At 63.8% G+C, this 21752-nt stretch carries 13 protein-coding genes; 4 read left to right on the top strand and 9 right to left on the bottom strand.

Annotation, left to right across the window (positions count from 1 at the left end; genetic code table 11):
• Nucleotides 1-8 precede the first annotated feature (8 nt).
• From ETQ85_RS07365 to ETQ85_RS07340, 6 genes are all read right to left on the bottom strand, one after another.
• The gene (locus tag ETQ85_RS07365; protein WP_148578403.1) at nucleotides 9-1502 is read right to left on the bottom strand and encodes an oligosaccharide flippase family protein; all 1494 of its coding nucleotides are present in this window, start codon (nucleotides 1500-1502) and stop codon (nucleotides 9-11) included.
• Nucleotides 1503-1546: 44 nt separating this feature from the next.
• Nucleotides 1547-2509, bottom strand: a complete 963-nt coding sequence (locus tag ETQ85_RS07360; protein ID WP_148578402.1) for a glycosyltransferase family 2 protein — start codon at nucleotides 2507-2509, stop codon at nucleotides 1547-1549.
• 23 nt (nucleotides 2510-2532) lie between these two features.
• Entirely contained in the window at nucleotides 2533-3777 is a 1245-nt protein-coding gene (locus ETQ85_RS07355; protein ID WP_246128674.1) for a pyridoxal-dependent decarboxylase, exosortase A system-associated, read from the bottom strand.
• Nucleotides 3774-5378, bottom strand: coding sequence for an acyl-CoA ligase (AMP-forming), exosortase A system-associated (locus tag ETQ85_RS07350; protein WP_148578401.1), 1605 nt, complete (start codon nucleotides 5376-5378; stop codon nucleotides 3774-3776). The genes ETQ85_RS07355 and ETQ85_RS07350 overlap by 4 nt, the downstream gene beginning before the upstream one ends.
• Before the next feature lie 332 nt (nucleotides 5379-5710).
• Complete coding sequence (locus ETQ85_RS07345) at nucleotides 5711-6958, bottom strand: glycosyltransferase (protein WP_222862099.1); 1248 nt, start codon at nucleotides 6956-6958, stop codon at nucleotides 5711-5713.
• Between the two features lie 58 nt (nucleotides 6959-7016).
• On the bottom strand, nucleotides 7017-8099 hold the full coding sequence (locus tag ETQ85_RS07340) for a GNAT family N-acetyltransferase (RefSeq protein ID WP_187394619.1): 1083 nt from the start codon (nucleotides 8097-8099) through the stop codon (nucleotides 7017-7019).
• A 465-nt stretch (nucleotides 8100-8564) separates the two neighbouring features.
• Between ETQ85_RS07340 and ETQ85_RS07335 the strand changes: the two genes are divergently transcribed.
• From ETQ85_RS07335 to ETQ85_RS07320, 4 genes are all read left to right on the top strand, one after another.
• Nucleotides 8565-9608, top strand: coding sequence for a DegT/DnrJ/EryC1/StrS family aminotransferase (locus ETQ85_RS07335; protein WP_187394618.1), 1044 nt, complete (start codon nucleotides 8565-8567; stop codon nucleotides 9606-9608).
• Nucleotides 9609-9781: 173 nt separating this feature from the next.
• Nucleotides 9782-10030, top strand: coding sequence for an acyl carrier protein (locus ETQ85_RS07330; RefSeq protein WP_148578398.1), 249 nt, complete (start codon nucleotides 9782-9784; stop codon nucleotides 10028-10030).
• Nucleotides 10031-10861, top strand: a complete 831-nt coding sequence (locus ETQ85_RS07325) for a hydrolase 2, exosortase A system-associated (protein ID WP_148578397.1) — start codon at nucleotides 10031-10033, stop codon at nucleotides 10859-10861.
• Nucleotides 10858-11745, top strand: a complete 888-nt coding sequence (locus ETQ85_RS07320) for a hydrolase 1, exosortase A system-associated (RefSeq protein WP_222862098.1) — start codon at nucleotides 10858-10860, stop codon at nucleotides 11743-11745. Before ETQ85_RS07325 ends, ETQ85_RS07320 begins: the two co-directional genes overlap by 4 nt.
• A 42-nt stretch (nucleotides 11746-11787) precedes the next feature.
• Here ETQ85_RS07320 and ETQ85_RS07315 read toward each other — a convergent pair whose 3' ends face one another.
• The 3 genes from ETQ85_RS07315 to ETQ85_RS07305 form a co-directional block, all read right to left on the bottom strand.
• Nucleotides 11788-14520, bottom strand: a complete 2733-nt coding sequence (locus ETQ85_RS07315; RefSeq protein ID WP_246128672.1) for a nitrate reductase — start codon at nucleotides 14518-14520, stop codon at nucleotides 11788-11790.
• Nucleotides 14521-14680: 160 nt separating this feature from the next.
• Nucleotides 14681-20698 carry a CHAT domain-containing protein gene (locus ETQ85_RS07310; RefSeq protein WP_148578395.1) on the bottom strand — a complete coding sequence of 2006 codons (6018 nt, stop codon included), beginning with the start codon at nucleotides 20696-20698 and terminating at the stop codon, nucleotides 14681-14683.
• Nucleotides 20699-20806: 108 nt separating this feature from the next.
• Complete coding sequence (locus ETQ85_RS07305; RefSeq protein WP_148578394.1) at nucleotides 20807-21604, bottom strand: caspase family protein; 798 nt, start codon at nucleotides 21602-21604, stop codon at nucleotides 20807-20809.
• Between the last annotated feature and the right edge of the window lie 148 nt (nucleotides 21605-21752).

Genomic DNA, 21752 nt, shown 5'->3' with positions numbered 1-21752 from the left:
ATAGACAATCAGGGCGCGTCGTTACGCTGCACGGGCTGCAGAAAACGACCCAGTTTGAGTTTTGAGAGAATGTAGGCTTCGGCGCCATAGGGTCGGCCGCTGGCGTACCAAAGACCGAGAAGTATCGTTGTATAGGATAGGGCGCCGAGCAGGACTTCGAGCAGGAAGGCCAGCATCAGGGGCAGGGTGTCGGGAGGCGTGACCAATAGATCAATGGTGGCCATGGAGGCTGCCGCTGCTACTGGGCGCCAGGCGACACGAATGATATCTGCGAGGCGTAATTCGCGTACCTCGTGCAGGATGACGGCCATGAAAAAGATCAGGCCGACGGCCGCGACCACCAGACGAATCCGTGCAATGTCGATGGCGCCGGCCGACGAGAAGATGAGTCCGGCGACTACGAGGAACAGAATGTTCTGGACCCATATGAAAATGCCGAGCGTCCGAATCTTGCCGATGGTTACCAGCAGATAGCCTGCTGCGTGTGAAATGGCACCGAGGGAAAAAACGAGGGCGAGCGTTTGCACGAAGGGGATGGCGGCAAGCCATTGCTCGCCGAGCAGAACCAATACAGCGCGATCCGCAACAGACGCCAGCCCTACGCCAGCGGGAATCGCGAGCATGGTCTGGACGGCAAGGGCCAGCAGATAGGCATCTCGCAGGCGTTGTGCGTCGTGTTTGGCCGCGACGAAGGCGGGGAACAGCACACGCCCGAGGGGCTGCAGAAGTTCGGTCGACGGCATGGCCGATATTTCGTCGGCGAGGGTGTAGGCTCCGACGGTCGATGCGTCGGACAGGCGACCAACGAGAAACCGGTCGAACTGCGTCTCAAAGTAGATTCCGATGGAGCGCAGCAAGGCCCATTGGGAGAATGACCATAGTTTTGCAAAACGCGACAGGGAAAATCGCGGCCGGAACGGATGCATGATGTAGCTGAGGATGACGCCGGTCGTGCGGCCCGCCAGAGCCCCCAGGGGCATGGCCCAGTAGGATTCGAGCTGGATGGCGAGGGTGACTGTGACCAGGAAACCTGCCAGCCGGCGGATGAAAAAGAAGCGGAAGTCCCGGGAGAAATCCATGTTTTTCTGGAAGTTGACGATCCCTATATTCTCGAAGCCTCCGATGAACATGCCCAGGGCCATCAGGCGGGTGACATCACAGACGCGGGGGTCCCGATAGTAGTCTGCTGCCAGCGGAGCGAGCAGAAAGATGATGATGGTGACCGCTGTGGCCTGGATCAGGCGGATGGTCCACGCGGTATTGTAGTCATCGTCGTCGGCGTTCCTGTTCTGGATGAGGGCCATGTTGACGCCGAGGTCGAGCAACACGTCCACGAGTCCGACCAGTACCGATGCCATGGCGATGATGCCAAAGTCTGCCGGAGTCAGTATCCGGGCGAGAATCAATGTGCTCAGAAGACCGATCAGGCGATCGGTCCAGCGCATGGCAACGACAATCAGTGCGCTGGCGAAAATGCTCTTCTTCTTTGGTGGCGTGGTCATTGATCAGGCTTGTCGGTATGCGGTTGCTTTGACAGAGGGGGTTTTCACCGCAGGGGCGAATTCGTGACCTGGCGTGCGAGATCCGCCAGGGCTTGTTCCAGAATTTCTGTTTCCATTTGATTGTCCCGACTTCCAGCATTGAAGCTGCGGCGTACGTGCAGTCCAAATGGACGCCCTTGCCAGAGTGATTCTTCCCATCTATTGGGGAGCGGAGAGGCGAGCCAGTTGTGCTCAACAAAACCGCTTTGGGTGAACGTATTGCGACGCTTGGGGATATAGCAATAACGTTCGGGCAACAGTGCTTCGACGAGCCGGTGTTTCCAGTTGCGGGCATCGAATTCAGGGAAATTGTGGGCGTCGAGTCTGAACACCGGTTGGGTGCACTCGCTGGAAATAAGTGGCTGATTGGCGAAACGCTCGAATACGCGCACACCTGTATCCCAGGGAATGCGGCGTCGATTTGCGAAATAGCTGATTCTGTCGAGGAGTGTATTGGTGGACTTTCCCGGCATCTTGATCCGGTTCAGTTCCGGCAGGAAATCGAGTTGCAGCTTGCCGACTTTTTCCAGGTCGATGAACATGCAATGTACCGCCGGGAAATAGCGATAGTTTCGGTTGTAGCGGGGGTGCCACGGTGTTCCGAAAAAGGCCAGTCCGTGTCGTTCCATATAATCTGGAATGGTGGCGACCCAATCCGGACTGAGGATATAGAAATCCGGGTCGAGCACCAGCAGAAAACGCGTCCGGGTTGTGTGTATGAGCCGGTTCAATGCGTCGGCATGGTGGTAGCTGGCGCCGCGTGAGGTTTCGTTCGACCCGTGTTCTATGGCGAATGGTCCGTGCTCACTGGTAATGCAGTCCTCGGTATTGGCCGGAGCATTTTCTGCTACACGCCAGATCACGCGTTGCTCGAAGTCCCGGTTCAGTTGCGCGCTGAGCTGGGCATTAAGCCTTAGCAGGTGCCCGTGTCCAAACGAGACAGAGCAGATGGTGAGTCGCGTGTCCATGCGCGGGAGGGTCGGGCCGTAGCCTAGACCAGAACCTCGACGACCCTGGGTTGGTCGAGAAATGCCTGCGGGCTGGCGCTGGCGCCATAGGCGCCGGATTGAAAGATCACGACCAGGTTGCCGGGGTGCGCTTCAGGCAGGGCCATCCGGTCGGCCAGAATGTCCAGCGGCGTGCACAGCGGGCCGACAACGGAAACCGCTTCGCCTGCGGGGGCGTCGCTCCGGTCACCGATGGTCACCGGATAGTTCTTGCGGATCACCTGGCCGAAGTTTCCCGAGGCCGAAAGATGGTGGTGCAGGCCACCGTCGGCAACCAGGAAGGTGTGGCCGCGGGACACCTTGCGATCGAGGATCTTGCAGACGTAAATGCCGGCCTCGCCGACAAGATAGCGTCCCAGTTCGATGACGATCTCGGCTTCAGGTAGTTTCTCCCTGGCTTCCGTTGCGATGGCCGCGAGGTTTGCAGAAATGCTGCTCAAGTCCAGGCGTTGCTCGCCCGGGAAGTAGGGAATGCCGAATCCGCCTCCGAGGTTGAGAAATTTGACGGCTGACGGCGCGCTTTCGGCCAGGCGCAGGGCCAGATCAAAACACTTGCGCTGGGCTTCGACGATGGCTTCGGGGCGCAGGTTCTGGGAGCCGGCAAAGAGGTGGAAGCCTTCGAAGGCAAGGCCAGCCTGGCCGATTTCGGCGAGCAGGGCCGGGACCTGTTCGGCGTCGACACCGAACTGCTTGGGGCCGCCGCCCATTTTCATGCCGGAACTCTTCAGTTCGAAGTCCGGATTGACGCGCACTGCGACGCGTACCGGCCAGCCGGTAGCCTGGCGGATGGCAGCCAGTTCGGAGACTTCACGGAAGGATTCGATGTTGATCAGGATGCCGGCTGCGACGGCCTGACGCAGCTCTTCATGGCGTTTGCCAGGACCGGCAAAGCTGATTTCATGTGGATTGGCGCCGCTGTCGAGGGCAACCTTCAGTTCGCGCCCCGATGCGACATCGATGCCATCCACGAGCCGGGCCATGTGGTCGACCACGGCGGGCATCGGATTCGCCTTCATGGCGTAGTGGATCTTGATGCCGGCAGGCAGGGCTGCACGCAGTTCGGCGACCCGGCGTGTCAGCAGTTCGCGGTCATAGGCATAAAAGGGCGTCTGGCCTATGCGTTCGGCCAGGCGACGCAGGGGGATGCCGCCGACCATCAGCTCGCCACCTTCGGACTGGAACTGGTCCATTGGGGCGTGTACCGGTTTCTCGCGGGTCACTTCACTCATCGCGGCACCTTGTTTGCGTTTTCGAATTCGGTGGAAAGGGTCTTGCGATCGATCTTGCCGTTGGGATTGCGGGGCAGGGGGCCGTCGCGGGCCTCGATGACCGAGGGCACCATGTAGGCCGGCATGCGCTGGCGACATTCTGCGAGCAGTGCCGTGGCATCCAGGGGCGCACCGTCCTTGCCGGTGGCAATCACGCAAATGGCGTGGCCAAGGGATGGGTGGGGGACGCCAAAGGCGACGCATTCGCCGACCAAGTGGGTGGAGTAGAGCACTTCTTCGACTTCGGTCGGGCTGACCCGATAGCCGGAAGTCTTCATCATCTCGTCGCGGCGGCCGATGAAATACAGGTAGCCGTCCTCGTCGCGGCGCACCGTGTCGCCCGAAAAAACGGCGATTTCAGGCAGCACGAAGCCCGCCTGGCGGCCGGGTGCCGTGACCGGCAGGGGCTTGAAGCGCTCGGCGGTTTTTTCGGGATCGTTCCAGTAGCCCATGGCCACGTGAGCACCACGCTGTACCAGTTCGCCCGGTTCGTTCGGACCACATTCGCTGCCGTCGTCCCGCAGAACCATCACTTCGGCGTTGGGGATGGCCTTGCCGATGGAGTCAGGACGAATGTCGGCCTGTTCGGGCGGCAGGTAGGTAGCGCGGAAGGCTTCGGTAAGCCCGTACATCAGGAAGGGCTGGGTGCGTGGCAGGTGGGTGCGCAGGGCCTTGAGGGTTTCGAGGGGCATCCGCCCACCGGTGTTGGCGAAGTAGCGCAGGTGATCGGTGACTGTTTCCGGCCACTTGAGCTGGGCTAGCTGGATGTACAGCGGGGGGACGGCAGTCAGACCTGTGACTTTCTCTTTGACCATCGCCTTGAGCACATCCTGCGGGAGCAGGTAGTTCAGCAGCACAACCCGGGCTCCGCTGTGGAAGGCGGTGGTGAGTTGCGAGAAGCCGGCATCGAAGGACAGCGGCAGGGCTGCCAGCAGGGTGTCGTCGGCGGTGTTGCCGAGGTAGCTGGCGACGCTCTTGGCGCCGGCCACCATGTTGCGGTGGGACAGCACCACGCCCTTTGGCCGGCCGGTGCTGCCGGAGGTGTACAGGATGGACAGCATGTCCGTGTCGACGACCCGGTGTCCGGGGCGGGGCGGCAAAGCCAGCAGGTCGGCCCACTGGTGGATGCCGATGGCCTGCAGACTGACCGGCTTGGTGCTCGGTGCTGTCAGGATGACATGGCGCAGGTCATGGCAGTTTTCGAGGGTGCTGGCGATGAGCGGCAGGCGTTCGGGTGAGGTGATCAATACCCGGGCGTTGCAGTCGCGCAGGATGTGGCCGACCTGTTCTGCCTTGAGGATCGGATTGACCGGTACGAAGGCGCCGCCGGCTCGTGCCGCGCCAAAGCTGGCGACGACGGTCTCAATGCGCTTGTCCAGGAAGATGCCGACTCGCTCACCCCGGTCGAGGCCGAGCCCGATCAGCCCGGAGGCCATCCCGGCAACCTGATCATCGAGTTCGCGATAGCTGAGGGTGCGTGCGCCTGCGGTCAGGGCTGACGAGTCGGGAGCCCGACTGGCAGAGGCAGTGATGAGTTCGTGGAGAAGAGTCGTAGTGAACATCGTTCTGGAGCAGGTTTGTCGAACCAATCGTCAGGCAAGTCCGCCGCGCGTCTGCGGCGTCTCGAGTTTACAGCAGGTCTGTGACGTGCCATGCCAGCTTGCTCACGGGCAGTGCAAAGTTGCAACTTGCCAATCCGGCATGGGCACGGCAGGCTTTTGCGCATGCGGGAGCGCCGGTTGTGGCTGTGTGCGGGGGCAGCAGGCGCCTGGCTGGCGACAGCCAAATAATCCACTTTGGATCAAGGATTGAAAGTGTAACCGAGCCTGTGTTTGAACTTTGCGAAATACTGCATCGCAGCAGCGGCCTGCCCGGTTTGCGCTGACCTCAATCTTCAGGTGATCTGTTCGAGCAGGCGGGCCAGTTCGTCTGAGCGGGAGCGACGGGAGCAGGTCTCGGCGACTTCGCGGCGGACGCCATGAAGTTGGCCGCTACGCCAGCTTGCCAGGCAGTCGAGCAGGACGGTGCGGATCGAATCCGCGTCGGCGATATTGGCGATGAGCGGGCTGCCCAGCTTGCCCAGCAACTCGGCGGTGTTACCGGCAAAGTCGGTCAGTGCGACGATGGGGCGACCTGCCCGCGCGTATTCGTAGAGCTTGGCAGGGATCTGGTGATTGCAGTCGCCGCCCTGCATGAGCAGGAGGCCGTCGGCGCGCATCATTTCCTGTAGCGCCGTTTTGTAGGCAACCATGGGCTCGACGGTGACGATGTCATCGATGCCGAACTTGGCCAGCATGTCCCGGTAGGCGTCGTCGCTGCCGGTGGCGCGCAGGATGACCTTGAGTTGCGCGGCAGACACCTGGCCTTCGCGCTTCAGGCGCTGGAGGGCCGTGAAGAATGGCCGCGGATCGCGCTCCTTGGGATACAGGATGCCACTATGGACGAGCACCATCTGGCCTGCCGGGCCCAGGCGGTTGGTGTTCAGGCCTGCTTCAGCGTCGCGGAAGTTTTCTTCGTCGAAGCCGTTTTCGATGACCGTCCAGCGTTCGGCCGGGATTTCCGGGTAGCGTTCGGCGTACATCTGGCGGGCGCCCGGCGTGGTGAACACGACTCGCGTGGAGTGCTTGACCAGCGCGCGCTCAAGGCGCGTCCAGATCTTCCAGGTGAGCGGGTCGGCGGGATAGCCCGGTTCCGTCATCGAATCGCGAAAGTCGGTGATCAGCGGCAAGCCGGTGAGACGCTGGAGGGTCAGGCCGATGAGGGGCGAGGTGGCGATCGGAAAGGTGGCGAAAATGGCCTTTGGCCGATAGCGGCGGATCAGGCTCAGTCCCTTGATGACGCCCATTGGCCACCAGCTTACCCAGCGGTCCGGCAGGGACATCCAGCGCAGGTAACGCCCCTTGAACGACAGTTGGCGCGCCGTGTCGAGTCCGAAGGCGCGTTCCACCACCATGCCGGTAGGGATTTCTCCCATCTGGTCATCGCTGACCTTTTCGTAGGCGCGCGGCGAGATGGTCAGCACCATCGGTTCCCAGGCGTGGTCCCGCAAATAGGCCGAGAACTTGAGGGTTCTCTGGATACCACTGCTGGCCCGCACCGGCGGGTAGTGGTAGGCGATCATCAGAACGCGTTTGTTGGTCATGGAAAATTCGTTCAGCTGGATGTCAGTCGTGGTGCCGGATTGCGCGCTTGTGGCGGCTTCAGGTCGTGGTGGAGGCTTCGGCGGGCGCCGCTTCTGCCTTTTCGGCTTGTTGTTCCTGGCGCCGCTCGGCAAGCGTCTTGATGAAGGGCCAGCGGTAACAGGTCAGATGGTAGATCGTGCGCTTCTGCTCGGTCCAGCGCGTATGCCATTCCATCATGCGCCCGTAAAACTCGACACGACTCCAGCGTGCCTCGGCGTGCATCTCTTCGAGAATGTCCTGCAGCAGCAGGAAGGCCGGGGAGAACGGATGGGTGGATTCGTCGTAGGTGGTTTTGAGGATGGTGATGACCTTGTCGCGGCCTACGCAAAGGTTGATCGCCACGCAACGGTCGTTGAAATAGTACTCGTAGGCGATCGCTTCCCCTTTGGCGGCCCGTTCGGACATCAGTTCGATGTAGAAGCGGCCCTGGGCGTTGTCGGGGTGGATGGCGGTGCCGGAGGCGGCTTTCCAGCCGGCGCTTTCCAGTGCGCCATAGCGCTCGATGACGCCAGCCATGGCGGCAGGGTCGGTGATCTTGCGCATCTGCCCCTTGATGCCTTCTGTTTCCAGTTTGTTGCGCTGCTTGCGCATGTTCTGGCGCAGGTTCTTGCCGCGGGCGTTCCAGTAGTCCTCGAAGCTTCCGGCGATATCGACCCAGCCGGTTTCGATGTAGTCGGTGCCGCGTGTGGTGGCGCTGTCGGTGCTGCGCTGGGCGAAGCGCGGGTCGGTCTGGGTGAAGGAGAACACCAGGCAGATGCCGAGGCCGCCCTTGTTGAGGCTGGCGCCGAGCGCTTCCGGCGTGATGGATGGCTCTGCAACCCATGCGCCGAGGGGCATTTGCGACGGCTGGAAGGTCATCCAGCGGAAGCGTCCCGCCGGGGCGGCAAGCACCATGGCCACGATGCCCGCTGTGCCCGTGGCGACGAGCAGGCGTTCGTTACCGGTTCCGAACACGTTCAGTGCGTTGCTGACGGGTTCGGCATCCAGGAAGGAGACGTTGCAACGAAGCGTGTTGAGCCGGTTCCAGGCGTCGCGCAGGGAAACATCCCGGTTCAGCTCTGTGGCAGGCAGATTCTTCCAGGCGTACTTCGTGGTCGTCATGGGTTGCTCGGGGGGCATGGGTGTTGGGAAAAATTGAACGTCATTCCTGTGGGGTGTCCTGGTGGCGTTCGAATTGAAGGCTGGATAATAGCAAAGTTGATGTTACGGTCGTCGCTGCGGCATGTCGTTTGAGAGGTGTTCAGTGTCATTCTTCACATTTGCTTCAGGGCTTGCCGGGGCCACATTTAACTTGCCGGCGATAATGTCGGGAATTATGCTGGTCAGCAGCTTCTGATATTTGCGGTCAAACCGGCTTCCGTCACCGCCATTCCGGCTCTTTTGGGCGAAAATTCCTTGCCTCTCTCATTTCGTATATTTCACCCTGCGTCATGTCGCTTTCCCTCGCCCCGCGTTCCGCTGCTGGCGCCGCCGGGCCGTGCCTCGTTCGGCCTGTCCCGTGGCGGCCGCTTCAAGGCAGTTGGCGACGGAGCCGGACAGCGCTTTTACAGCCGCGGACGGTACGCGTTGCTGGATGCCTTTCGGCTGGCGGGGGTTGGCGTGGAGGGGGCGCTGCTGGCCCCGGCCTATCATTGCCGCACGATGATTGATCCGGCGGTTAGTCTGGGCGGGGAAGTCCTGCTTTACGCGCTTGACCGCCAGCTGGCTCCCGATCTGGCCTCTCTGGCGGAACTTGCAGACGCGTGCCGGCGCCCGGTGCGGGCTCTGCTTTTGACCCATTATTTCGGTTTTCCCCAGAATGCGGATCCGATCAAGGCTTTCTGTGCGGCCCGGGGCATTGTGCTTATTGAAGATTGTTCTCACGCTTATTTACAGTCGGCGGCCCGACCGGCTCTCGGTATTCACGGCCAATTTGTGGTGGCAAGCCCCTATAAATTCTCGCCGGCCGAAGATGGCGGAATTCTTGTGGCCAAAAGCGGCCATTTTTCGACGCTCCCGCCGTTGCGTGGGCGGGGTGTCGTCAGTGAATTGAAAGGGCTGGTGCGCTGGATACAGCGTGGCCTGGCAGCCCGAAAACCCTTTGTCGTGCAGGACGCTCTCGACGAAGAAATCGATCGGGTCTGTTCCGTGCTTGGGGACAGGGGGACAGAGTCCGAGCAGGCCGGCAATACCACTTCGGCGATGTACGACAGCGGCGAGGAAGGGATGTCGGGTTTGATGACGTCCCGCTGGATCATTCAGGCCAGTGAGCCGGACCGGATCGCCGAATCACGCAGAAGGAACTTCGCTGCGTGGCTGGCGGCCGTCGACGGACTGCCTGGCTGTCGTCCACTCTTTTCACAGCTGCCGCCCGATGTCGTTCCGTACATGTTTCCGCTGTATGTCGATCTGCCGGACCCACATTTTTACAACTTGAAGCGGGTGGGCCTGCCGATCTGGCGTTGGGATGAAATGGGTATTTCGGAATGTCCGGTTTCCATGGATTACCGTCTGCATCTGTTTCATTTGCCTTGCCATCAGGCCCTGCGACCCACCGAGATGGCCTGGATGGTCAGGGTTCTGAAAAAAGTCATGCTGCACCGGCCGCCCGCCGATCCAGCACAAACGTAGCTTACGGTGCCGCCACAAGCTTCTTGGCGGATGCCGGCGTATTTGGTATATGAGCGTTACCGGTACCGCTGTGTCGCTTATAATGCGGGCCTTATTCTTGCAAAAGTCGGCTGCGCTGGCATGTCTTGTCAAGCGCCTGGGCGGCTTTGCTTTAGCCATTTTGGAGTCAGCTTTTGGATACGAAGAAGGAAGTTCTGTCTATTCTCGACGAGGTTTTGAGCCTGGGGGGCGCCGCTGCCCAGTTCGATCTCGACACCCCTTTGCTGGGTGCGCTGCCTGATCTGGACTCCATGGCGGTGGTCGGTTTGATCAACATGCTTGAAGAGCGTTTTGGCTTTATCGTTGAGGATGACGAAATCGATGGTTCCACGTTTGCCTGCGTGGGTTCCCTTGTCGAATTCGTGGACGGAAAGCTTGCCTGAATGGCGGGCTTGAAGCCCCGGCGGGAGGCATTTTTTCTTCCGGGGTCTGCAGCAGGTGGTCGCTTCTGTTTCCTCACCCATGCGGTAGATCCTGTCGGCACCCTGATTTTTGTGCACCCGTTTGCCGAGGAAATGAACAAGTCCCGGCGAATGGTTGCCCTTGCCGCAGAAGCTTTCGCCACCAGGGGGTGGTCGACTCTCCAGGTCGATCTGACCGGATGTGGCGACAGTGCCGGTGATTTTGGCGATGCATCCTGGGATCTGTGGATCCAGGACTGCCGTGATGCCTGGTCGTGGGTAACGACACACCTCAAAGGTGCGGTAGCCCTTTGGGGGATGCGCGGTGGCGCCCTCGTGCTGGCCGACTGGCTGCGCTCGGGCGGTGTCGCTGCGCCCTTGTTGCTGTGGCAGCCGGTGAGTAACGGGCGTCAGCACCTGACCCAGTTCCTGCGCCTGAAAGGTGCTGCCGAGATGCTTGCCGATGCCGATGCCAAGGCATCGATGGAAGCCGTGCGGGCCAGCCTGAAGGCCGGTGAAAGCGTTGATGTTGCCGGCTACCGCCTGTCTTCCGATCTGGCCAGGGGCATGGAGTCGGCTACCCTGGGGCTGCAGAACGGCTATCCTGCGCCGGTTGTGGCGCTGGAGCTTGGTCCGCCGGAGCGCGAAGAAGTCTCTCCCGCACTCCGGGTGCTTATCGATCGCTGGGTTGGGGCCGGCATTCGTTGCCGGGCGCAGGCCGTGGTTGGGCCGGCCTTCTGGCAAACCCAGGAAATCGAATTGTGTCCGGCATTGATCGAGGCCTCGCTGCTTGCCCTTGAGGAGTTTGCATGAGCGACTGGCACGATAGCGTCGTGATGTTCGAGTGCGCCGGCGAATCCCTGGTGGGCATCGTCTCGGCGCCGCTGGTGCCTGCCGAGGTCGGTGTGCTGGTCATTGTCGGCGGTCCGCAGTACAGGGCCGGTGCCCATCGGCAGTTTGTCCTGGTGGCGCGCCATCTGGCTGTTCGCGGTATACCGTGCATGCGCTTCGACTATCGCGGGATGGGCGATTCAACGGGGCCGGCGAGTAGTTTCGAGGCGCTCAATGACGACATCGATGCCGCCATCGGTGCGTTTCTCAAGGCCCAGCCGGGGTTGAGTCGGGTGGTGCTGTGGGGCCTGTGCGACGGGGCCAGTGCTGTTTGCCTGTATCCGGCCGAAACAGATCGGCGGGTGGCCGGCTCCCTGCTGCTGAATCCCTGGGTGCACACCGAGGCGGGTGAGGCCAAGGTTTTTCTCAAGCATTACTATCTGCAGCGACTGACTGATCCGGCCTTCTGGAAGAAGTTGCTGGGGGGCAAGGTCAGTGTGCTGAGTTCTTTCGGCAGCCTGTTTTCCCTGCTCAAGGTGGCCGGTGGCAGTGCCGACAAACCGTCGGCTGCCGCAGCGGTTCAGGTGGAGGAGGCGACCGGCAGTCTGCCCGAGCGGATGGCCAAGGGTCTGGCCAGACGCGATGATCCGCTGGCGGTGTTGCTGAGTGGCCGGGATTACGTGGCGCGGGAGTTCGATCAGATGCAGGCTTCAAGCGCTGAATGGCGTGCGGTGCTGGGGCGTCAGGGGGTCGAGGTGCTGCACTTCCCCGAAGCCGATCATACTTTTTCGGGCGTCGGCGAATGCGACGCCGTGGCCGAAGCCACGCTCAAGTGGATGCAGGCCAACGGGCTGGCCCGGGTCTGATCGATTCACGCCGGACCGTTCTGGCCCGGCGTTCTTCATTCTTCAGTTCGATACGCTGTGGCGCAGACGCTTCAGTTCCGGCACGCAGGAGCCGCAGTTGGTACCGCACTTGGTACGTGCCTGAAGGGCATCCAGCGATTCCCCGGCGCGGAAAGCGCTCAGGATATCGTCTTCGGCCACGTCGAAACAGTTGCAGATGACCTTGCCACGGGCGGCTTGTCCGGCAGGCGGCTGGGTCAGCGGTGCCAGAAGCCAAGGGCGTACGGCTGCCGCTGAGTGCCCTTGTACCATCATGTCGGTGAGCCAGTCGGCGGCCTTGGTTTCGCCGGCCAGACGCACGGCGGCAAGGGAGTCACCCTCCACCAGCGCCCGCTTGGCCACGTCCTTGCGACTGTCCTGGTAGGACAGTACTTTGGTCGGATCGTCGAGCGACAGCTCCCGGTCGAGGGCCGCCAGCAGTTCCGGTGCCAGTTCTTCGCCACGGGCCTTCAGAACGATGACCGGCGCGGTGCGTCCGGCCAGCGTCAGGCTGGCATAGGGGAAATTGGGTAGCCACTGGCGCAGCCTGTCCATCACTGCCAGCGGGTTGGGTTGCAGATTGCCGTCGGCGTCCACCTCGGTGCGGCGCATGGCAACCAGGGCCTTGCCGGCGGTGTATTTCTCTACCTGCACGGCAGCGTGCTTGAGTTCGGGTTGTTTCGAGTACGGATCGAAGTCGGATGGCAGCAGCACGTTCACGCCCTGGCCGCCCATGGTGTTGCCGCCCCAGTGCATCGGCAGGAAGCTCTGTCCGGCGCGCAGGGTGGCGGACTCCACCACTTTGAGCACCACGTCGCCACGTTTGCTCTTCACCTTGACGAGATCGCCATTGGCCAACTGGCGGCGCTCCATGTCGTCCTTGTGCATGTGCAGCATGGGTTCTGGCTCATGGCTGTAGAGGCGGGCGACGAGGCCGGTGCGGCTCATGCCGTGCCACTGGTCGCGCAGGCGCCCGGTGTTGAGGTGCAGCGGGTAGCGGGCGCTGGGCGATTCTGCGGTGATGCGGTGTTCGGTGACGACGAAGCGGGCACGCCCGGAGGGCGTCGGGAAGATGCCGTCTTCGTAGAGCCGGACCTTGCCCTGGCTGGCGCCTTCGGGGAAGGGCCATTGCTGGGGGCCGACGGTTTCCAGCATGGTATAGCTGAGGCCGGTAATGTCCAGGTCGCGGCCGCGGGTGGATTCGCGATGCTCGTTCCAGACTTCTTCCGGCGCGCTGTAGGGGAACATCCGTGCGGCAAGCTCGCCCTTGCCGAGACGAGTGCCCAGACGCCGGGCGAAATCCACCACGATCGCCCAATCGTGGCGGGCTTCACCCGGCGCGGACACGGCGGCCCGGACGCGGGTGATGGCCCGCTCCGAGTTGGTGACGGTGCCATCTTTCTCGCCCCAGGTACTGGCGGGCAGCAGCAGGTCGGCGTAGGCGCAGGTTTCGGTGTGACCAAAGGCTTCCTGGACGATGACGAATTCGGCAGTTTTGAGGGCCTCGTGGATGAGGGCCTGATCGGGCATCGACTGGGCCGGGTTGGTGCAGGCGATCCATACGGCCTTGATCTCGCCGGTTTGCAGTGCCTTGAACAGTTCGACGGCGCTCTTGCCGGGCTTCTCGGGGACGCTGTCCACGCCCCACAGGGCGGCGACTTCGGCCCGGTGTTCGGCGTTGGCCATGTCCCGGTGGGCTGACAGCAGATTCGACAGGCCCCCGACTTCGCGGCCGCCCATGGCATTGGGCTGGCCGGTGAGGGAGAAGGGGCCGGCGCCCGGTTTGCCGATCTGGCCGGTAGCCAGGTGCAGGTTGATCAGTGCCGAGTTGTTGTGGGTGCCGAAGGAGAACTGGTTGAGTCCCTGGCAATACATCGACATGGTGGCCGGAGAGGTGGCGAAAATCTGCGCCGCCTGCTCGATGTGCTTTCTGTCGAGGCCGCAGATGGTGGCTGCCATGGCCGGCGTGTATTCGCGAACGGTCTTCTTGAGGGCGTCGAAGCCTTCGGTGTGGGCGTCCACGTAATCGCGGTTGATCCAGCCTTCCCACAGCATGACGTGGAGCATCGCGTTGTAGAGGGCGATGTCGGTGCCGGGCAGCAGGGCCAGGTGCAGGTCGGCGGCTTCGGCGGTGTCGGTGCGACGCGGGTCGATGACAACCAGCTGGATGTCCGGATTGGCCTTGCGGGCGTCCTCGACGCGGCGGAAGGCGATCGGGTGGGCGAAGGCGGTGTTGCTGCCGGTGATGAACAAGGCTTTGGTGTGGGCGATGTCCGCGTAGCTGCACGGCGGCGCATCGGCGCCCAGGCTGAGTTTGTAGCCGGCCACTGCGCTCGACATGCACAGGCGCGAATTGGTATCGAGGTTGTTCGAGCCGATGAGACCTTTCATCAGCTTGTTGAAGACGTAATAGTCCTCGGTCAGCAACTGGCCGGCGCCATAGATGGCGACCGCATCGGGGCCGTGTTCGGCGATGATTGCGGCAAACTTGTCGGCGGCGGTGTCGAGGGCGGTGTCCCAGCTGACCCGCTGGCGACCTTCGTCACGACTGCTGCGCAGCTCCGGATGGAGTGCCCGGGCGATCAGGGTGTCGGGTGCGGCGGACAGGTGCAGGGTGGCGCCCTTGGTGCACAGGCGGCCGAAGTTGGCGGGATGGTCCGGGTCCCCCTTTACGCCAATGATGCGGCCGGCTTCATGTTCGATCACAACACCGCAGCCTACGCCGCAGTAACAACAGGTGGACTTGGTTTCTGCCATCACGACTCCTTTAGTGCATGGCATCAAGCAAACCATGTGCCATGCACTAAAGTATTGATTTTTCGTGCCCAGCATCGATATTGGCGCACCAGAGTGGGGTTAAGTCCGACCTATTCTTGTGCGCGATCGCCGGTTTGCACCATTGTTGGGCGTTTGGGGTTCATGGCTGGTTGCCCGGGGTCTGGAGGGCGCTGGCCAGATCCCTGAGGAGGCGGGCCCGTTCCTTGTCCTTGTCGGATTTTCGGCAATCGAGAAGCTCGGCCAGGATTACCAGCTGGGAGCTGACCGAATCGCGCTGGCGGCGGGTGCAACTGAGGCCGCGAATGGCGTCCCGATAGTGTTTCAGATGTACGGCCAGGCTGTCCGCAGCGACGCTGGCAGTGCTGTCGTGCAGCCAGCGGGCGATGGCGGTATCGGCGGGCATGACCGCGTCGAAGAAGTCGTAGCTCTGCGAGAAGCGTGCCTGGGCGGCCTTTTCGCACAGAGTGAGCTGGGCGTCGATGGCCGGTGCGTCACCCAGCAGGGCATCGAGCTGGATGCGGTTGATGGCGCCGTAGGGGTTCCAGTCGGTGGTGGTGTCCGGGCTGCCTTCGCTCAGGGTGTAGGCATTGCGCGCCAGATCGAGTTGGGTGGCGATCTTTTTCCATGTCTCGCCGGAACGGGCGAGGACGATGGCCTTGCGCTTGTAGGCACTGCCGAGGATGGCCAGCCGTTCCAGGTTGGGTCGGGCCCCGTTCGAGACGGCATCCGGTTCACCGTGGGGTTTGGGGCTGGACAGGGCGAGCAGGGATTTCAGGCGGGCGATGGCGTCGTTGACCAGTGGCGTTGCTGCCTTGAGATCCTGCGCTGGGCCCGGTTCACTGAGGCGTTCGGCCTGCCGGGCTTCCATGTTGGCGAGTTGCTCGATGGCCGATATCGGCACCAGCCCGCGGGAGGAGTCTTCACCGATGGCGCGCAGCAGAGCTTGGCGGGCCACTGGAAAGCCGTCCCGGCCGTATTCGGTATAGAGGCGCCCGAGTGCCTGCTGGACTTCCGGGAGGTCGACCCACGCGTCGGGCACATGCTTCAGGCGTGTCTTGATCCGTTGTGTCAGCGTTTTGCAGTCGGGCTCCGGGATGATTGAGGATGCGGCGCCAAGGCGTGTGTCGAGACGGCGTTGTTCAAGCCACTCGATGAGTTCTTCCGGAGCCCCCAGCGGGGTATCGTCGGTTGCAGTGCCCCGGCGCACCTGAAGCTGGAAGGACGGGTCACCGTAGGCCTGGTAGGCACCCCAGGTGTTGCACGCCGGGTGGGTGTCGAAGGTGGTCTGGCGGGCAGTGCTGATGGCGTTTCCAAAGCTGGCGCCCTGGTTGGTCATCTGGTCAAAGAAGGTTTCGGTGAAGGTGCGGGCGGCGGCGTCGTCCACCTCCCAGCCGGCGGCCACCACGCAGCGCACGCCCATGTCGATCAACTCGCGGGCCAGGCTGTAGGCCAGCCGGTTGCTGTTCGAGCCCGCCTCGGTGCCGATCTTGCCCAGGTGGCAGCAGCTCAGGAAGACCAGGTCGGGGACGTTCTCCATCAGGCTGATTTCGGTGGCCGACAGGAGCAGACCATCCGACAGCACCACGCCGCTGCGATAGCTGCCGTCGGCGGCCTGCCTGGCGAAGATGCCGTGGGCGGAAACCATCAGAATGCGGTAGGGGCGGGCGAAGAGGCGCGTGAAGACGTCGCTGGCGGTTGAGTCGGGCGGGGCGATGGTGACGGCGTAGCCGGCATCGGTGAGAACCCGGCTGACCGCGTCGCCCTCGCCGGCGGCGCCCGGCAGATCGGCCAGGCTGTCGCAGCCGGGCACGCCATTCGGGCCGTTGGCGGGCTTCCAGCCCGGTCCGCCGAACTGAGCGTGGAAGCCTTCGGTGCTCGGGTTGGCAATCACGCAGGCCGACAGGTCGTCGCTACGCACGACCTGCTGGCGAAAGCGTGGTGTCATGAACTGGCGTACGACGCGGGTGCGCAGCACCAGGGGCTTGCCGTCGGCTTCCAGCATTTCCCACGGCAGGTTGGCGGTGCTGTCATCAACGACCAGAATCAGGTTGCAGGCCTTGCGCGCGGCACCCTTGAAGTCGAGGGGGACGAGCAGTTGGAACAGGGTGTTGCCGAAGCCTGCTTCGGGGGAATAGAGCGTGCGCCCGGGACCGTTGAAAGTAATGTCGGCCAGCTTTTCGACGAGGCCCGGCTGACGTTGCTGGACGATGCTTTCGGCACGGGCCTTTTCACCCATGTAGATGAACTTCAGACGCTTGGCGTAACGGGGTGCGGGGGCTTCGTCGAGCCCGGTGGGAATCGGCATGTGGCCGTCGGCAACTTTGTCGCCGCAGCCGTAGATGCGCAGGATCTGGCGCAGGCTTTCCGCCGGGATGGGCAACTGGACGCGTGGGGTGTAGCACTCGGGCGTGCAGTGGTTGTCTTCCCGGTCGGCGTCGCACACCACCAGGCGCGGCCAGTAGTCGGTGAAGGGCGACACACTGAGGCGCTGGCGGGTGCCCTCGCCGTAGCGCACTTCGGTGGCGGTTTCCAGGTCGAGGTTGAGGCGTTTGAGATCGCTGGCCAGGGTGGTGTTGAGGCGCCGGACGGCGTGGGCGGCCGAGATGGCCGCGTCGCGGTACATCTCGACGAACTGCAGGTCGCCCACGAAGGCGCGTCGTACAGCCTGCTTGCCGGTGCCGTTATCGAAATCCCGGTTGGCTGCCAGTACGCCCAGCACGACGGCCTTGATGGCTTCGTCCACGTCGAGCTGGGCCGCGGAATTCGAGCCGATCAGCAGGCTCGCCAGGCTGAGGCGCAGGGTGGGGGACGTGTCGCTGCGGGTGTCGTTGGTGATCGACTCTTCACCGTAGCGGTCGGCGGCGTGGAGCAGGTAGCGCAGCACGCCGGAGCGCACCGCTTCGGTGACCCCTTCGGCCGACAAGGTGCCCATTTCTCCCAGGCCCACCACCACGGCGCCGCGGCCGGTCTGGCGCAGGCGCTCTTCAGGGGTGCGTGGCATCAGCACGATGGTGGCGCTGCCGAGGGCCCCGGAGTGGATGCCGAGGCGCTGGCGCTGGCTCAGGGCGCCGTCCACCAGGTAGCGGTCGATGACCGATTCGGCGGCGGCGATCGGATCGCCACGGTAGTGGCCGCACAGGATCGGAATCTGCACGAAACGCAGGTCCATGGCCTTGACCGACACGCGCAGGAGCCGGTTCTTGCCCCGTGCTGCCGCTCGCTGCACACGGCCGCCGAGGAGGCGGGCTGTTGCTTCGGGGGCCGACGGGTAGCCTTCCGGCGGGCCGGCACGGTAGGTGCGAACCGACGCGCTGCTGTCGCCCCGGCTGACCGGCAGGGCGGCCAGCTTGCGCGGGCTGCCGCGGGTAAGGAGGGCATCGATCTCGTCGAAGTATTTGGTGGTGCTGGTGAGGCCCATGTGATCGACGGGCATCAGCCATTTGCGCTCGGCGGGCAGGTCGGGCAGGTGGCCTGAGGCCCAGGTGACGGAGCCGTCGCCTTCGGGGGTGCCGCGCAGGGCCAGGCCGATCACCTTGTTGCCGTCGGTCTGTTCGAGCAGCCCGCAGGGGGTGTTGTCGCTCTGCCCAAAAACGTAGGCGATGCGCTCGGGGGCCTTGCGCACCCAGGCGGTATCGGCCACCGACAGCCAGAAGTCATGGGCCGCCTGGAGGACCTCCGGGGTGGGTTTGCCGCCCAGTTTGCGGCCGAACCAGAAGTCGTTGTTGACGTCGGCAAGCTTGTCCCACACGTCCCGGTCGTAATAATTGCGGGCGTTCAGGTTGCCGGTGTCGGTGAAGCCCGGCGCCGGCAGCAGGTGTACCGCACCGGGGAAGCCGGCGACGATGTCGAGGATCTGCTGCATGTTGTGACGCAGGTCCACGCGGGCGAGGGTGCGGATGGTGTCCGACTGGCCGAGCAGGGTTTCGACGAACAGGTGGGAGCCGCGGTTGGGCGTGCCAAGCATGAGGAGCCGGCCACCGTCGCGGGCGATGATGTCGTCCCACAGGGTTTTGTCGGCGGCAAAGGCGGCGCGCACGACCAGGCCGCCCATGCTGTGGGCAAGGATGCGCACCGGCTTGTCCGGGTGCTCGTCAAGCGCCTTGCGCAGGGTGCTGACAAGGGTGGCGCCGAGCGTTTTGATGGGCAGGCGCCAGTCGTAGGCGAAGGTGATGAGTTCGTGGCTGCGGGTCAGGTGGTCGGCGAGTTTGCCGTAGGCCATGCCGACCAGCCCTTCGTGCGTGATTGTGGCGTCGCTGCCCATGGCAATCCGGTCCAGCCGGCCGCGGGCCAGGTCGAGGGGGTCGAGCCAGATCTTGTTGCCATTGGCGGCCAGTTCGCTGCCCATGATGCCGGGGAGGTACACGAGCACGGCCGCGGCTGGCGGTGCATCGCCGCGGCTGACGCCTGGCATTCTCGGCGCTTCAAGCGCGGGCTGGGCCGAGGCGGCCCATTCGGGCAGGGCCGACGGGTCGCTGGCCGACAGCCAGCCATGCAGGGCCTGGGGCAGTGCGTGACCATCGGCGGTGGCGGTGTCGTCGCGGAAGTAGCGGAAGTGATTGATGTTCTCTCCCTGCACGAAGATGGCCCGCGCCTTTGCCTGGAAGGCCAGGCCGCCGTACATGGAGGCGGTGTCTACCACCAGGTCGTTGTCAGCCCGGTCAAAGAACATCCAGTCGGTGAACATCACGCCCAGGCGCTTGATGAAGCCGCCGCCTTCGATGTCGCCGGCGATCAGCGCCATGTGCAGGCCGGGACGGCTTGGGGCGTTCGCCAGCAGCATGCCCATCGGTGCTTCCGGGAGCATGGCTTCTATGCCCGGCAGGAGCTGGGGCTGCAGGCGCCGATTGGCGATTTCGAGCACGACGCGGGTGAGAAACGCCAGGCCCTTGTCGGTGGCAGCCCGGGCCGCCGCGGCTGCTCCGGGGCCGGCCACCATGCCGCCCACGGTGCCGGCCGTCCAGGTGCCGAAGCGGCGTACCAGGGCCAGCAGGCCGGACAGGAACAGATCCAGGTTGTCGGTGAGCAGGGAGGTGCCGCGGGCCGGCGAGGCGACGCGCACGTAGCGTTCGATCAGCAATGCCTTCTCGCGCAGGAGTACGAGCAGTTCAGTCAGCTTGGCTTGCTCCTGGATGGCGAATTTTTCCTGGTCGTCGGCGTTGCCGGCGTCTTCTTCTGCGCCCGGGCGGCGCCGGTAGGCCTTGATCAGTTCGGCGAAGAGGGCGTCGTTGTCGGCAGAAGGGTCAAGGCACAGCAGGTCGCCGACCAGGCCGCCGCGGGAATGGCTGACGATGGAAAAGCGGGCGCCATGGGGCAGGGCGCGCACGAGGGCGAGAGCGTTGTCGATGGGGCTTTCGGAGAAGGTCCGGTGCTCGAAGCCGAAGACCCGCCCTTCGAACTGCTCGGCGAGCTTGCCCCAAGTGTGGCTGCCGGGCAGTTCGCCGAAGGAGCCGAGGGTGTGGGAGCCAGTGCCGTGAATGAAGATCAGCCCGGGTTGGCTGCTGAGTATCTGCAGGCTGGCGGCGTTGGCATCGAGGCGTTCGTGTCGTTCAAGGGCGCTGCCGCGCCATGGGTAGAGGCCGGGTTCGCCGGCGAGCTGGTTTTCGATGGCCCACACGATGGCCTTGGCGCCGAGCCAGGAAGCCCCGGCGACAGCCAGATCCTCGACTGACTTGCCAGTCAGTTCGCTGGCCTTTTCCTTGGCCAGCCGGGTGATTTCGTCCGGGATCAGCTCCAGCGAGGTGACCTGCCGCCAGATCCAGTCGCCGACGCCGCGGTTGTTGGCGTCCCGCGGGCGGAAGGCGGCCAGATCGAAACTGCCATCGGCGCCGAGCAGTTCGGGCCGCGTCATGGCCAGGCGGGCCATCCGTTCGGCGAGGGCGTCGGCCCGCATGAAGATTGTCGTCCCGTCGGCCGCTTCGAGGGCCAGGAGGCCGGCGTCGGCGGGAATGCTGGCCTGTGCCGGGGCGTCTTCGCTGCGGCTGGCCTGGGTCAGCGTCCAGGTGTGTCGGGCGATGACGTTGGTGGTGAGCGCACTGGCTGTGCCGTCGGTGCCGCGACTGCCGGGGCGGCTCAGGCCGGCGGGCAGGCGAGCCGGCGAGGTGGCGGATTCCGGGGTGACGGGGAGACGGAGGGGCGAGGATGGCGTGGGGGCGGTCACGGAAGACTCCTGAAGCGGGACGAAGGGCGCGCGTGCGACGCCCGCGCAGGGCGTCAGAAGCTCAGGGCCGGTCCGCTGCCGATGGGCTGCCGCGGACCGGCGTACCGGTCAGGAGAGGACTTTCCAGGCGCGTGCGGTGCGGCTACCGAAGATCTGCGGGTTCTGCGGCAGCCTGGTGGTGGGCAGGTAGGTTGGCGAGATCGCCTTGAACCAGTCGTTGTAGCTGGCGGTGGCCGGCAGTGCGGCGAGGGCCTTGAGGGCGTAGTAGGTGAAGGCGCCGTTGGGGCGGCCCTTGAAGCTGGTGTCCCAGCTGAACTGGGTGTCGGTACAGCCGGCCATCAGCAGGTCGCCGCCACTGCGGGACAGCCCGCCGAGCAGCGGGAGCCGGGAGGCGCGGGGGGCGGGGATGTCGTCGACTTTCATCCATGCGCTGGGCGGCAGGAAGCGGGCGCGGGGCATGCCCGGGTCGAGGTCGCTGTCGTCGCCGCGGGTGACGCTGCCGGAATGGCAACTGTCGGAGATGAGGATCACCCGCACGCCGGTCACATGGTTGGTGAAGATGGGGGCGATTTCGTCGTCGAGGAGCACCTTGCCGGAGCCGATGTCCCAGGGGCACAGACCTTCATCCCGGCCGTCGGGCTCGTCGCCGTTCTTGTCGGGCACCCAGGTGCCGTGGCCGGAATAGGTGATGATGACCGTGTCGCCCTTGGTGGCGCCGCTGATCAGGCCGCTCATCGCGGCGACCATGGCTGCCTTGGTGGCCTGGGCGTCGATCAGCTTGCTGACGGTGAAACCACGGGCAGCAAGGGTGGCAGCCCAGTCGTTGGCGTCATTGACGCAGCCGGACAGATCATTTTGTGTTCCGGGATAGTCGTTGATGCCGATGCACAGCGCTTTTTTGTTCATGATCCCTCTCCCATTTGAATGCCGCCCGGGTTTTACCTTTCGGTGTGGCCGTAGCGATGTTGTCCGTCGAAAGTGCTCGGACTATTCCTATGGATTTAAGCACGGGGTCGTGAAAGGTCAACGGCTACCTGTCAAATCCCGGAGTTGC

It is taken from the genome of Zoogloea oleivorans, from assembly GCF_008107625.1.
Classification (GTDB): domain Bacteria; phylum Pseudomonadota; class Gammaproteobacteria; order Burkholderiales; family Rhodocyclaceae; genus Zoogloea; species Zoogloea oleivorans.
The sequence above is the reverse complement of the archived record's forward strand: the minus strand, read 5'-3'. Positions and strand labels throughout refer to the sequence as shown.

Excerpts from the sequence above, each read along its gene's own strand:
- ETQ85_RS07325 (WP_148578397.1), top strand. The coding sequence starts at position 10,031 with ATGGCGGGCTTGAAGCCCCGGCGGGAGGCATTTTTTCTTCCGGGGTCT.
- ETQ85_RS07345 (WP_222862099.1), bottom strand. The coding sequence starts at position 6,958 with ATGACCAACAAACGCGTTCTGATGATCGCCTACCACTACCCGCCGGTG.
- ETQ85_RS07360 (WP_148578402.1), bottom strand. The coding sequence starts at position 2,509 with ATGGACACGCGACTCACCATCTGCTCTGTCTCGTTTGGACACGGGCAC.
- ETQ85_RS07350 (WP_148578401.1), bottom strand. The coding sequence starts at position 5,378 with ATGTTCACTACGACTCTTCTCCACGAACTCATCACTGCCTCTGCCAGT.
- ETQ85_RS07365 (WP_148578403.1), bottom strand. The coding sequence starts at position 1,502 with ATGACCACGCCACCAAAGAAGAAGAGCATTTTCGCCAGCGCACTGATT.
- ETQ85_RS07340 (WP_187394619.1), bottom strand. The coding sequence starts at position 8,099 with ATGACGACCACGAAGTACGCCTGGAAGAATCTGCCTGCCACAGAGCTG.
- ETQ85_RS07355 (WP_246128674.1), bottom strand. The coding sequence starts at position 3,777 with ATGAGTGAAGTGACCCGCGAGAAACCGGTACACGCCCCAATGGACCAG.
- ETQ85_RS07315 (WP_246128672.1), bottom strand. The coding sequence starts at position 14,520 with ATGGCAGAAACCAAGTCCACCTGTTGTTACTGCGGCGTAGGCTGCGGT.
- ETQ85_RS07305 (WP_148578394.1), bottom strand. The coding sequence starts at position 21,604 with ATGAACAAAAAAGCGCTGTGCATCGGCATCAACGACTATCCCGGAACA.
- ETQ85_RS07320 (WP_222862098.1), top strand. The coding sequence starts at position 10,858 with ATGAGCGACTGGCACGATAGCGTCGTGATGTTCGAGTGCGCCGGCGAA.